The organism is Delftia sp. WSY_12, assembly GCF_043104645.1.
Lineage (GTDB): Bacteria > Pseudomonadota > Gammaproteobacteria > Burkholderiales > Burkholderiaceae_C > Comamonas > Comamonas tsuruhatensis.
This window is the reverse complement of sequence record NZ_JBICKW010000048.1, coordinates 1-12,669: the sequence shown is the minus strand read 5'-3', so window position 1 is coordinate 12,669 and position 12,669 is coordinate 1. Positions and strand designations below refer to the sequence as shown.

Sequence of the window (12,669 nt, the reverse complement as noted above, 5' to 3'; positions counted from 1 at the left end):
ACCGGGGCACGAAGTCACAGCGGCGGCATGGGGCCCACGCCGGAAGGAACGGCCTCCTCGTTGGGCCTGCAGGGCTGACGCAGCATGCGCCGGCAGTCCGGCAGCTGCCGCTCATGGGCATAGGCGATGTGGCCCAGCACGATCTTCGAGGGCCGGCTGCGGTCCAGCCAGACGGTGTTGGTCGAAGGCGTGGACAGATGGTCGAAGGCCCAGTACCCGGTCTGCGAAGGCGTGTCCAGGGTCACGCGCAGGCTGGAGCCCGCGCGGAACACATGGGCGAATTTCTGGATTTCCACGCGCATCAGCGTGGGCTCGCCGGGGCGCAGCGGGCGCACGGCGGCCTCGGTGAAATCGCCCCAGGGCCGCAAGGCGGTGGAGCGCTGGCCGTCCAGCGCGCGCATGGAGGCACGCAGCCAGCCGCGCTGCACGAACATCTCCTGGCCGTCGGGACGCACCTCCGAGACGGTGACCTGCACATCGGTATCGCCGGCCGTGGCGCTGAGCCACAGGTCCAGCGAGGCCTCGCCATAAAAGCTCAGCGCGCGCGGCAGCGGGGCCGTGGTAAAGCGCAGCAGGCCCTGCCCGGCGGGGCTGGCCATCCATTGGCCCGCGCCGGACTCGGTGTCCGCGTCGGGATGGTTGGCATCGGCGCCCGGCAGCGGGTAGCGGTAGCTGGCCGATTGGCGCTCGGCCTGCGGGGGCGCATCGCCCAGCCCGCCGCCCGGCTGCAGCCACAGCGTCATGGGCGTGACGCGCACGGGCAGCCGGTCAAAGCTGGCCACGGCCGAGGGGCGCAGCTGCCCATAGTCGCCCCCACCGTTCATCCACTGCATTTCCTGCGCCAGCAGCACGCGCGGCGTGTGCTCGAAGCCGTTGCTCTCGCCCTTGAGAAAGCGCGCGTAAAAACGCTTCATGGTCTCGCGAATAAAGGGGGCGCTGTCGGTGTGATGGTCGCCGTTGGAGCTGATCAGCCACATCTTGTCCGGGGCGATGCTGTCCTCGTAGTAGCCCATGCGGGTGCCCACCTGCTCGTCCTGCCAGGACTGGGTGCCCAGCGTGGGGATGTCGATGCGGTGCGTGGTGTACATGGCGCTCTTGCGCGCGTAGCGGGCGCCGAAGAAGCGGTCCTCGTCCAGCCAGCGCGCCATGTCCAGGTCGGGGCGCTGGATCTTGCGGATGTTGTCCTCCACGACCTGGGCGCATCCGGTATCGCCGTCCAGCGCCTTGGCGTCCTCGGCGGCCTTGCGCCATATCGCGGGGAACTGCCCCCACCAATTGGCGGGAAAGCCGATGTTCTGGATGCCGCCCGGATAGGCCACGTCGCGGTAGGGATCGGCCACGTTCTTGCCAGGTGCAATCGCCTTGAGGCTGGGCGGACGCTGGGCCGCCACCCACAGCTGGTCGTAGCCCGAGTATGAATAGCCCACCATGCCCACCTTGCCCGTGGACCACGCCTGGCGCGCAGCCCACTCCACCGCGTGCGCCCCGGCCGCGCCCACGGAGGCGTCGGCCCACTGGTTCTCGCCCGTGGAGCAGCCCGTGCCGGGCACGTTCAGGCCCATCACGGCATAGCCTTCCTTGGTCCATTCCTGGGTGGTCTGGTCCGTGACCGAGCCCGATCCGTAGCCGTCGTACTCCATCAGCACGGGAAACGGCCCCGGCCCCTTGGGAAAGACCACCGAATAGCGCATCTTGTTGCCGTCAGGCAGCTGGATGTAGCCCCAGATGCGCGGCCCGGGGTTGGTGCTGCCCGACGAGCCCCCGCCGCAGGCCGCAAGGCCCAGGGCAAGGGTGGCGATGCCGGCCGCGCCGAGCCACGCACGGGAATGGCGAAAAGTCATCATGGATGGTCCTCCTGGTTGCTGATGCAGTCATGCCCGCAAGGGGGCAGGCCGCAATGTAGGACCGTCCGGGCGCATGGCGCACGCGCAGGCTGAAGGGGGGCTGAAGCACGCCTGAAGACAGGCTGAAGGCGAACGCGGCCAATCGCCACGGCCTTAGGCCCCGGACCACGGCAGCCGCGCGCCACACTATGATTCGATTTTCAGTTCCTTGACCCCATGCCCCGCGCCCGCACATCCAAGCCCGCTCCGTCCGAAGAGAACACGGCCCCGTCCGGCGCCACAGCGCCGGGGCCGTCCATCGACGCCTCTTTCCTGCACACCCTGGTCGGCTACAACGCCCGGCGTGCCTCGATGTCCATCATCGAGGTGTTCGTGGAGCGCATGGCCACCCACGATCTCAAGATGGTGGAGTTCTCCGTGCTGTCCCTGGTGTCCCACAACCCCGGCATCACCTCGCGCCAGCTGTGCGCGGCGCTGGACGTGATGCCGCCCAACCTGGTGGGCCTGATCGCCGCGCTGGAGCGGCGCAAGCTCATCGAGCGCCGCCCCCATCCCACAGACCGCCGCGCCGTGGGCGTGCACCTGACGCCGGCCGGCGCCGAACTTACGGCCCAGGCCGAAAGAACGGCGGCCCAGCTGGAGATGGACGCCACCTACCGCCTGACCGATGCCGAGCGCAAAACGCTGATCCAGCTGCTGCAGAAGATCTACAACTGAGCGCGCTCAGTCCGCCTTCTGCGCGGCGGGCCGGTCCAAGCCCAGCAGCCGCACCGCATTGCCCTTGAGGATGCCGGGCATCACCTCGGGCTTGAAGCCGGCTTCCTGGAAATCCTTCATCCAGCGCTCGGGCGTGATCAGGGGATAGTCGCTGCCGAAGAGCACGCGGTCCCTGAGCAGGGTGTTGGCGTACTGCACCAGCTGCCGGGGAAAGTACTTGGGGCTCCAGCCCGACAGATCGATCCAGACATTGGGCTTGTGCAGGGCCACGGACAGGGCCTCGTCCTGCCAGGGAAAGCTGGGGTGGGCCATCACGATCTGCATGTCGGGAAAGTCGATGGCCACGTCGTCCAGGTGCATGGGATTGCTGTAGGCCAGGCGCAGGCCGCCGCCGCAGCGCATGCCGCTGCCAATGCCGCTGTGGCCCGTGTGGAAGATGGCCGGCAGTTGGTACTCGGCCACCACCTCGTAGATCGGCCAGGCCATGCGGTCGTAGGGATGGAAGCCCTGCACCGTGGGGTGGAACTTGAAGCCCCTGACGCCCTCTTCCTCGATCAGCCGCCGCGCCTCGCGCGCACCCATGCGGCCCTTGTGCGGATCGATGCTGGCGAAGGCCACCATCATGTCGCTGTTGGCCCGCGCAGCCTCGGCGATCTCCTCGTTGGGAATGCGGCGCCGGCCCAGCTGCGATTCGCTGTCCACCGTGAACATCACCAGGCCCAGGTTGCGCTCGCGGTAATAGGCCACGGTCTCGGCGATGGTCGGGCGCCGGCCGTTGCCGAAGTACTTGTCGGCGGCGCGGTCGTACTCCTCGCCGTAGTTGTCGAACGGGTTCCAGCAGCTCACCTCGGCGTGCGTGTGGATGTCGATGGCAATGAGTTTTTCGTGGTCCATGTCTGTCTCCTGTGCGGCCTGCTGCCTGCCCCGCAATCAAGGGGAAGTCCCAATAAGAAATTCGCAAAGGCCGCTTGAATTGGTTATTAAATATAACCAAAATCGCGGCCATCAGAAAGCGATGCAGATGCAGGCAACGGCTGCCACGCAACGGATTCGCGCTGAGGCTTCACACCACCTTCCGAGGAGACAGACATGGACAGAAAGATCCACAAGACCCGTTCCCGCGCCTTGCCGGCCGCGCTGGCCGCCGCCCTGCCCGCCCTGCTGCTGTCGGCCTGCGGCGGCTCGAGCGACGGCATCGCGCAGCTGGCCGAGGCCCGCCCCGCCACGCTGCTGTCGTGCACGGACCTGGCCGCGAAAATATCCTTCCCCAACACCCGCATCACCGCCGCCGAGACCGTGGCCGCCGGCACGCTGGCGGTGGCGGGCAAGCCCATTGCCGAGCACTGCCGCGTGACCGGCCGCATGCACGAGCGCGTCAGCACCGTGGATGGCCAGAACTACGCCGTGGGCTTCGAGATGCGCCTGCCGCGCGACTGGAACGGGCGCTTCTTCTACCAGGCCAACGGCGGGCTGGACGGCGTCGTGAGCACGGCCGTGGGCGCGCTGGGCGGCGGGCCGCTGGGCAATGCGCTGCAGATGGGCTTTGCCGTGCTCAGCTCCGATGCCGGGCATGCAGGCAGCCTGGGTCCCTTCTTCGGCCTGGACCCGCAGGCGCGGCTGGACTATGGCTACCAGGCCGTGGGCAAGCTCACGCCCATGGCGCGCAGCGCGCTGCAGACGGCCTATGGCAAGGGGCCTGACCGCTCCTACCTGGGCGGCTGCTCCAACGGCGGGCGCCACGCCATGGTGGCGGCCTCGCGCTATGCCGACCAGTACGACGGCATCATCGCCGGCAACCCCGGCACGCGCCTGCCGCTGGCGGCCATTGCCAACATTGCCGGCGCCCAGGGCTATGCGAAGCTGGCGACCACGCCCTCGGACCTGGGCACGGGCTTCACCCAGGCCGAGCGCCGCCTGGTCAGCCAGGCCGTGCTGGCCCGGTGCGATGCGCTGGACGGGGCCACCGACGGCATGGTGCAGGCCGGCGCAGCCTGCCAGGCGAGCTTCGACCTGTCGCGCGATGTGCCCACCTGCGGCGGTGCGCGCGACGGCAGCTGCCTCAGCGCCGAGCAAAAGAGCACCATTGCCGGCCTGTTCAAGGGCGCCACCACCAGCGGCGGCAGCCGCATCTACAACAGCTTCCCGTATGACGCGGGCCTGGATACGGCCGGCTGGGCCGGCTGGAAATTCTCCAACCCCATCAGCCGCGACTCCGGTGCCGTGGCCTTCATCTGGCAGACGCCGCCGGAAAGCGCCGCCAGCTTCAACGACGCGCAGTTCGCCCTCAACGGCAGCGTGGACAGCATGCTGGCCAAGGTGCAGGCGACCAACGGCACCTTCACGGAAAGCGGCCTGTCGCTGATGATGCCGCCCGACTACGGCAAGCTGCCCGTGCTGCGCAACCGGGGCGCCAAGCTCATGGTCTACCACGGCACGGCCGACCCCATCTTCTCCAGCGATGACACCGTGCAGTGGTACGACACGCTGCGCCGCAACCATGGCGACGCCGCCGACTTCGCCCGCCTGTACCTGGTGCCCGGCATGAACCACTGCAGCGGCGGCCCGGCCACCGATCAGTTCGACATGCTCAGCTCCCTCGTGGCCTGGGTGGAGAAAGGCCAGGCGCCAGACCGCGTGATCGCCAGTGCGCGCGGCGCGGGCAACGCGGGCGGCGCCAACGCCGACCTGCCCGCCAACTGGTCGCCCACGCGCACCCGGCCGCTGTGCCCCCATCCGCTGGCCGCCCGCTACAACGGCAGCGGCGACATGGAAAGCGCTGCCAGCTTCAGTTGCCGCTGACCATGCACTGAAGGCGGGCGGCGCCTGAACGGTCACCTGAACGGCCCGCCCCCTCCGCCCCCATCCACCCCTTGTCCGCAGTCCCGCCCCCGGCGGGGCCGGGCCCCGCTGCGCCTGAGAAAAGGCGCGCGGACACCCACGCCAAGACGGCAACGATTTTTCAAACCAGAGGAGACATCACCATGAAAACCACCCTATCCCCGCGGACCCTGGCGGCCACCGCCGTGCTGGCCCTGGCCGGCTCCGGCGCCAGCTTCGGCGCCTTCGCGCAAGGCACCTCCAGCGTCACGCTCTACGGCATCGTCGATGTGGGCGTGGAGCACCTGAACAATGTGGCGGCGGGCGGCGGTCTCAGCCGCATGCCATCGACCACCAGCATGGTGCCCTCGCGCTGGGGCCTGCGCGGCAGCGAGGACCTGGGCGGCGGCCTCAAGGCCATCTACACGCTGGAGTCGGGCTTTGCGCCCGACCAGGGCACCTTCAACCAAGGCGGGCGCGGCTTTGGCCGCCAAAGCTGGGTGGGCCTGGGCGGCAACTGGGGCAGCCTAACCATGGGCCGCCAGAACTCCATGCTGTTCTGGTCGCTGCTGGACTCGGACATCATCGGCCCGGCCGTCTTCGCCATGGGCTCGCTGGACGCCTACATTCCCAACTCGCGCGCCGACAACATGCTGGCCTGGCGCGGCAACTTCGGCGGGCTGGCACTGGGCGCGGGCTACAGCTTCGGGCGTGACACCGTCAATGCCGGCCCCAGCCCGGCAGGCACTAACTGCCCGGGCGAGAGCGGATCGGACACGCAGGCCTGCCGCCAATGGTCGCTGTACGCCAAGTACGACACACCGGCCTGGGGCGTGGCGCTGGGCTACGAGCAGCAAAACGGCCGCACGCCGGCCTCGTCCACCGACCCGGTGTTCGGCGGCATGAACTCCAGCGCCAAGCATGACGAGCGCCTGCACCTGGGCGGCTACTTCAAGCTGGCCGGCGTGAAGATCGGCGGCGGCCTGCTGCGCCGCGACAACGACGGCGACGCCGTCAAGCCACGCAGCAACCTGTGGTACGTGGGCGCCTCCTACCCGGTCACCGAGGCCCTGGTGCTCGAAACCCAGTGGCTCACGCTGCGCTACCGCGGCGTGTCGGGCTACGACTCCGACCTGCTGGTGGCACGCGCCATCTACAACCTGTCCAAGCGCACGGCCGTCTACACGCAGCTCGGCCACATCCGCAACGACCGCCTGGCCACCGTCTCGGTCAGCGGCGGCGCGCCGGGCAGCAACACCGCGCCGGGACGCTCGCAGACCGGCATCAACGTGGGCATCCGCCACATGTTCTGAGCCGCTTCCATCCGCCTGCCTTTCCCATATTCACCAGGAGACATCCCATGCAGATGCATCGCCGTCATTTCGTCCAGGCCCTGGGCAGCGCCGCCGCCCTGGGCTCGCTGTCACCGCTGCAAGCCCTGGCCCAGGCACTGGACCAGGTCAAGATCATGTACGGCTTTCCGGCCGGCAGCTCGGGCGACAGCGTGGCCCGCCGCGTGGCCGAGCGGCTGGGCGGCACGCCCTACAGCAAGGGCCCGGGCTTTGTGGAGAACAAGCCCGGCGCCGGAGGCCGCATCGCGGTGGAAGCCTTGAAGAACTCCCCGCCCAACGGTTCCGTGCTGGCACTGGCCCCCGTATCGGCCTTCTCGGTCTATCCCCACATCTACCCCAAGCTGACCTACAGGCCCGAAGACGCAACGCCCGTATCGATTGGCGCCGTGATCTACCACGGCCTGGCCGTGGGCCCCGCCGTGCCGGCCGAGGTCAAGACGCTCAAGGACTTCCTGGCCTGGGCCAAGGCCAACCCCGACCGCGCCAGCTTCGGCTCGCCGGGCGCGGGCTCCATGCCGCACCTGCTGGGCGCGCTGCTGGGCCTGCGCTCGGGCGTGGAGCTCAAGCACGCGCCCTATCGCGGCACCGTGCCCAGCATCACCGACCTGGTGGGCGGCCAGATCGCGGCCACCATGAACCCCAGCGGCGACTACCTGCAGTACCTGAAGGCCGGCCGCCTGCGCGTGCTGGCCACCTCGGGCAGGCAGCGCTCGCCCTTCCTGCCCGAGGTGCCCACCTTCACCGAGCTGGGCTTTCCCGATGTCACGGTGGAGGAATGGTTCGGGTTCTACGCGCCCGCCAAGACACCGGCCGCCACCATTGCCAACGCCAACGCGGCCATCACCGCCGCGCTCAAGGACAAGGCCGTGATCGACGGGCTGGCGGCCCTGGGCCTGCTGGCGCGCGGCAGCACGCAGCAGGAGATGGCCGCCGACCAGCAGGCCGAGTTCGAGCGCTGGAGTTCGCTGGTCAAGCAGATCGGGTTCACGGGCGAGTCCTGATCAGTCGTCGGCAGGCCCATTCCCCTTCACGGGACAAGGCCACACTCATGCAACAAATAATGTTGCATGAAACAGAACAGCCAATTCTCGGACGTCCTGCATGTGCTGCTGCACATGGCCGAGGGCGATGGACCTGCCACCTCCGACATGCTCGCCGCCGCGCTGCAGACCAACCCGGTCGTGCTGCGCCGGCTGATGTCGGGCCTGCGCGATGCAGGCCTTGTCACCTCCGCCAAAGGCCATGGCGGGGGCTGGGTGCTGTCTTGCGAGCTGGACCGCACCACGCTGCGCGACGTGCATGAAGCCTTGGGCGCCCCTGATCTGGTGTCGCTGGGCTTCAGGGAAGACCGGCCCGAATGCCTGGTCGCCCAGGCCGTGAACGAAGCGCTGAGCAACGCGGTGCAGCAGGCCGAGGCCGCCCTGCTCGCGCGCCTGGGCTCGGTGACGCTGGCTGCCCTGTCCCAGGACTTCCATGCCCGCCTGGCGCGCCACCGCGCAGCGGGCGGCCAGGGCTGGTACCAACTGCAGGAGCACCAGCATGAAACACATTGATTTCGCCATCATCGGCGGCAGCTATGCCGGCCTGTCCGCCGCCCTGCAACTGGCGCGTGCGCGCCGCCAGGTGCTGGTGGTCGATGCCGGGCTGCGGCGCAACCGCTTCGTGGACCAGGCCGGCGAAACATCGCACGGCTTTCTCACCCAGGATGGCGTCGCCCCCGCCCAGATCGCCGCCCAGGCCCGGCAGCAGCTGATGGCCTACCCCACCGTGCAGTGGCTGGACGGCACGGCCGAAGTCGCCCGCGTGGCGCCCGATGGCCGGCTGGAGTTCCGTGCAGCGGGCACCGCCATCAGCGCCGCCCGCCTCGTCCTGGCGCTGGGCGTGCATGACAGCCTGCCGCCCGTGCCGGGACTGGCCGAGCGCTGGGGCCGCAGCGTCTTCCATTGCCCGTACTGCCACGGCTACGAGATGAATGCGGGGCGCATCGGCATCATTGCCAGCTCGGCCCTGGCCCATCACCACGCCGTCATGCTTCCCGACTGGGGCCAGACCACCCTGCTGCTCAACGGCGCCTACGCGCCAAGTGCCGATGAGCTGGCCGCCTTCGCACGCCGCGGCACACAGGTGGAGGCCACCCCCATCGCCCGCCTGGAAGGCCGGGCCGATGTGCTGCTGCAGGACGGCCGCCGCCTGGTCATGGATGGCCTGTTCACCCAGCCGCGCACCCGCATCGCCAGCCCCGTGGCCGAACAGCTGGGCTGCGCCCTGGAAGAAGGCCCCATGGGTCCCTTCATCAAGGTCGCGGAAGGCCAGGCCACCAGCGTCCCCAACGTGTTCGCCTGCGGCGACGCGGCCCGCGCGGCCGGCAACGTGGCCATGGCCGTGAGCGATGGCGCCATGGCCGGCATTGGCGCGCACCGGTCGATGATGGGATGGTGAACTGCGGCGCCCGCCCTAGAGCGTGCTATGCACTTTGATGTGCCCGTGAAAGCCGGGAAAGGGGTCAGGAACGAGGCGTGGCACGCTCTATCCGAAGACCGCGCCGCCCGCATCCAGCGCGGGCGGCCGCAGAAGATCGGCATTGACGCCCATGGCCTCGCTGGCCCGCTCCACGGCCTGCCACAGGGGGGCCGGCATCTGCAGTATTTCCTCGGGGGAGTTCGCGCGGGCGATCCAGTCGCTGATCTCAACGTGCTGCTCGGGGGTGAGCAGGTCCAGGTTCAGCATTTCGTCAATGGTCTTCATCGGGTGTCGGTCTGTCGCTCGTGTGCGGAAGGTGTACGGAAAAGGAACGGCCCGTGCATTGTCAGCGGTCCACGGCAGGCAGTCGCTGCAGCAGGGCATCGCGGGCGCGCAGGCCGGCATTGGGCTTTTGCGCCTGCTCGTCCTGGATCAGCGTGGCGAACACCAGCCTGCGCTGGTCCTTGGTGGCCCAGCCCACGTACCAGCCATAGGCCCGGCTGGCGTCGTAGCGGTTGTCGCTGCCCGGCGAGCCCGTGCCCGTCTTGCCATGCACGGTCCAGCCGTCCACAGGCACGGGGTGCCGGGTGATGCGCGCAGTCATGTCGATGGCCTGACTGCTCACAGACAGTTCCCGGCGCACGATCCTGCGCATGAAGGCCACCTGCTCGGCCGCCGAGATGCGCAGCGAAGACACCACCCACACGCCGTTGTGGCCCGGGTCGGCCACTGGCACGGCAGAGACATCCTCGTTGCCATAGCGGAAGGCCTTCACGTAGGTGTCAAAGCGCTGCTGGCCCAGACGCATCACCACCTGCTGCGAGTACCAGAACACCGAGTCTTTCATCCACGCCTGGGGCGTGATATCGCGCCGCCAGGCATCGCCGCCCCAGTCCGGATACTCCGGTTGGTACGGCCACGCGGGCCGGGACTCGTCCTGCAGGATGCCGGCGTCATAGCCCATCAGGCTGATGGCGATCTTGAAGGTGGAGGCCGGCGTGACCCGCTCGGCGCAGGCCGGGCCGCTGTGCACCAGGGACTGGCCCGTGTCGGCGTCGGCGACGATGGTGCACAGTTCGTGCGCGGTGGCCGGAATGCAGAAAAAGGCCACCATTGCGGCAGCCACGGGAAGGAATCGGCGCATTGATCAATGTTTCATGAGGACTGGCGCGCGATGATAGACGGGCTGAGGCCCTGGAAATCCGTCATGTGCCGCGAGCCCGTCGGCGCTCCATCGCCTCTTCGGATGCGACAAAGCCCAGCCTGGCAAAGAACTGCGGGGCCTGTTCACGGCCGGCCCGCAGCACCCAGGTGATCCCGGGATCGGCACCCGTCACGGCCTCGACCAGCCTTCGCCCTATGCCCTGCCCCCGGTAACCTGGGGCAACCACCACCATGGACAGGTATCCATTGGACAGCCCGTCCGTGATGGCGCGCGCAAAACCCACCACATGGTTGCCCGCCACAGCCACCTCCACGGCCTGGGACGCACCGATGAGGCGCTCCAGATAGTCCTGGCTGGCGATGCGATGGCCCCAGCCATTGGAAATGAGCACTTCATAGGCACCCCGCAGGTCGGCTGGGGCGTAGCGGCGGATCAGGGGCAAGTCGCAGACCATGGTCCCGGACATTGTGCCTGTGGACTGCGACTGCTCCTAGGCCTGGGCCTGCGCCTCCTGCAACTGCCGCCACATCACCTTGCCGCTGCCGCTCTTGGGCAGGGCCTTGACGAACTCCACCACCTTGGGCGCCTTGTAGACGGCCATGTTCTCGCGGCACCACTGGATGATGTCCTCGGCCGTGGTGTCTTCCTTGCCGGCACGCAGCACGACGACGGCCTTGACCGACTCGCCCCGGTAGGCGTCGCGCGTGGAGATCACGCAGGCTTCCTGGATGGCGGGGTGGCGGAACATCAGCGACTCGACCTCGGCCGGCCAGACCTTGAAGCCGCTGGCGTTGATCATGCGCTTGAGGCGGTCGGTGATGAAGTAGTAGCCGTCCTCATCCACGTGGCCCAGGTCGCCAGTGCGAAAGAACCGCTTGCCGTCGATCTCCATGAAGACCTGGGCCGTGGCGTCGGGGCGCTTCCAGTAGCCGTCGAAGACCTCGGGCCCGTGGACCACGATCTCGCCCTGCTCGCCCTGGGGCACTTCGGCACCGGTGTCAGGATCGATGACGCGCGCCTCCGTGCTCATGAAGGGAATGCCCAGGCACTGCTGCTTGGGGTGCTCGGACGGGTTGCTGTGCGTGGGCGCAGCGGTCTCGGTCAGGCCGTAGCCCTCGCAAAAGCGCAGGCCGTATTGCTCCAGCAGGCGCTGGGCCACGGCCTGGGGCATGGCCGCGCCGCCGCCGCCGATGTACTTGAGGCTGGTGAGGTCGAACTGCGCGAAGTTGGGGCTGCCCAGCAGGTCGATGACCATGGTGGGGATGTTGGTCCAGCTGGTGACCTGGTAGCGCGAGATCAGCCGCCCGGCCAGCTCGCGGTCCCAGCGCGGCATGACCACCACGGTGGCACCCATGAAGATGGCCGTGTGCAGCACCGACACCATGCCCGTGATGTGGAACATGGGCACCACCGCCAGCACGACCGCCTCGCTGGTGCCGCTGCCCCAGTAGCTGCCGGCCACGGCGTTGTGGTTGATGGAGCGGTGCGGGTGCATGCAGCCCTTGGGGTGGCCCGTGGTGCCGCTGGTGTAGGGCAGCACGGCCATGTCGTCGCGGCCCACCACATGGGGCGGCGCAGCGTCGGTGCAGGCCAGGGCCTGCTGCCAGGTGTGGACGCTGCCGCCCTCCAGCACAGCCGGCTCGCGCCGGGTGAGCAGCCAGTCGTGCCACTGCGCAGGCGGCGCATCGTCGCCCTGCACACCGGCGTCGAAGGCATCGGTGAACTGGGTGACGATCAGGTGATCGAGCCGCTGGCCCGGCGCCAGCGCGTTGCTGGCCTTGGCCAGTTCGGGGGCCAGGTCGGCCGTGGTGATGGCGACCTTGGCGTCGGCGTCGGTGATGTAGTGCTTGAGCTCCTCGGCCATGTTCATGGGATTGACCGGCACCACCACGGCATTGGCGCGGAAGATGGCGTAGTGCGCCAGGATGAGCTGAGGCGTGTTCTGCATCAGCAGGATCACGCGGTCGCCGCGCTGCACGCCCAGGCTGTGCAGGTAGGCCGCCATGCGTTCCGTGCCCTCGCACAGCTCGCGGTAGCTGATGGAGCTGCCGAAGTAGCGGATGGCCGGCTTGTCGGGATAGCGGCGCGCGTTGACGGCCAGGTTCTCCCATACGCTGGTGGCGGGCACGGTGATGGAATGGGGCAGACGGCTGGGCCAGAAGGCGTGGTGCGCGGGCAGGGTCGACATGGACGGATGGGCGTTGAATGGTCGGTGAGTGGATCGGACGGCGGCAATCCGCCTTGCCAGCGAGGCTAGGCGCACACCCGGTTCCCGGCATTGGGGAAGGCCCCAGGGAATCGTCGCCAAAGTGAC

Annotated in this window: 12 protein-coding genes; 6 read left to right on the top strand and 6 right to left on the bottom strand. The window is 68.7% G+C overall.

Features of this window, described 5'->3' with window-relative positions:
- Positions 1-14: 14 nt before the first annotated feature.
- Positions 15-1,844 (bottom strand): CocE/NonD family hydrolase, encoded by a 1,830-nt coding sequence (locus ACF8LI_RS22575; protein WP_203400745.1) that lies wholly within the window; start codon positions 1,842-1,844, stop codon positions 15-17.
- 216 nt (positions 1,845-2,060) lie between these two features.
- Between ACF8LI_RS22575 and ACF8LI_RS22570 the strand changes: the two genes are divergently transcribed.
- On the top strand, positions 2,061-2,561 hold the full coding sequence (locus tag ACF8LI_RS22570) for a MarR family winged helix-turn-helix transcriptional regulator (protein ID WP_017406023.1): 501 nt from the start codon (positions 2,061-2,063) through the stop codon (positions 2,559-2,561).
- A gap of 6 nt (positions 2,562-2,567) precedes the next feature.
- Here ACF8LI_RS22570 and ACF8LI_RS22565 read toward each other — a convergent pair whose 3' ends face one another.
- Positions 2,568-3,455: an amidohydrolase family protein gene (locus ACF8LI_RS22565; protein ID WP_046241907.1), complete on the bottom strand. Its 888-nt coding sequence runs from the start codon at positions 3,453-3,455 to the stop codon at positions 2,568-2,570.
- Positions 3,456-3,650: 195 nt separating this feature from the next.
- Between ACF8LI_RS22565 and ACF8LI_RS22560 the strand changes: the two genes are divergently transcribed.
- From ACF8LI_RS22560 to ACF8LI_RS22540, 5 genes are all read left to right on the top strand, one after another.
- On the top strand, positions 3,651-5,360 hold the full coding sequence (locus ACF8LI_RS22560) for a tannase/feruloyl esterase family alpha/beta hydrolase (protein WP_126312076.1): 1,710 nt from the start codon (positions 3,651-3,653) through the stop codon (positions 5,358-5,360).
- Positions 5,361-5,542: 182 nt separating this feature from the next.
- The gene (locus tag ACF8LI_RS22555; RefSeq protein ID WP_392414173.1) at positions 5,543-6,691 is read left to right on the top strand and encodes a porin; all 1,149 of its coding nucleotides are present in this window, start codon (positions 5,543-5,545) and stop codon (positions 6,689-6,691) included.
- A 47-nt stretch (positions 6,692-6,738) separates the two neighbouring features.
- Complete coding sequence (locus ACF8LI_RS22550; RefSeq protein WP_016450573.1) at positions 6,739-7,731, top strand: tripartite tricarboxylate transporter substrate-binding protein; 993 nt, start codon at positions 6,739-6,741, stop codon at positions 7,729-7,731.
- 66 nt (positions 7,732-7,797) lie between these two features.
- Positions 7,798-8,283: an Rrf2 family transcriptional regulator gene (locus ACF8LI_RS22545; RefSeq protein ID WP_016453247.1), complete on the top strand. Its 486-nt coding sequence runs from the start codon at positions 7,798-7,800 to the stop codon at positions 8,281-8,283.
- Positions 8,270-9,169, top strand: coding sequence for an NAD(P)/FAD-dependent oxidoreductase (locus tag ACF8LI_RS22540; RefSeq protein ID WP_392414172.1), 900 nt, complete (start codon positions 8,270-8,272; stop codon positions 9,167-9,169). Before ACF8LI_RS22545 ends, ACF8LI_RS22540 begins: the two co-directional genes overlap by 14 nt.
- 87 nt (positions 9,170-9,256) lie before the next feature.
- Here ACF8LI_RS22540 and ACF8LI_RS22535 read toward each other — a convergent pair whose 3' ends face one another.
- The 4 genes from ACF8LI_RS22535 to ACF8LI_RS22520 form a co-directional block, all read right to left on the bottom strand.
- Positions 9,257-9,475 carry a hypothetical protein gene (locus ACF8LI_RS22535; protein WP_016450576.1) on the bottom strand — a complete coding sequence of 73 codons (219 nt, stop codon included), beginning with the start codon at positions 9,473-9,475 and terminating at the stop codon, positions 9,257-9,259.
- Between the two features lie 61 nt (positions 9,476-9,536).
- Entirely contained in the window at positions 9,537-10,334 is a 798-nt protein-coding gene (gene blaOXA, locus ACF8LI_RS22530; RefSeq protein ID WP_392414171.1) for a class D beta-lactamase, read from the bottom strand.
- A gap of 61 nt (positions 10,335-10,395) precedes the next feature.
- Complete coding sequence (locus ACF8LI_RS22525; protein ID WP_392453857.1) at positions 10,396-10,809, bottom strand: GNAT family N-acetyltransferase; 414 nt, start codon at positions 10,807-10,809, stop codon at positions 10,396-10,398.
- A gap of 36 nt (positions 10,810-10,845) precedes the next feature.
- The gene (locus ACF8LI_RS22520) at positions 10,846-12,543 is read right to left on the bottom strand and encodes a long-chain fatty acid--CoA ligase (RefSeq protein WP_392414169.1); all 1,698 of its coding nucleotides are present in this window, start codon (positions 12,541-12,543) and stop codon (positions 10,846-10,848) included.
- Positions 12,544-12,669 lie beyond the last annotated feature (126 nt).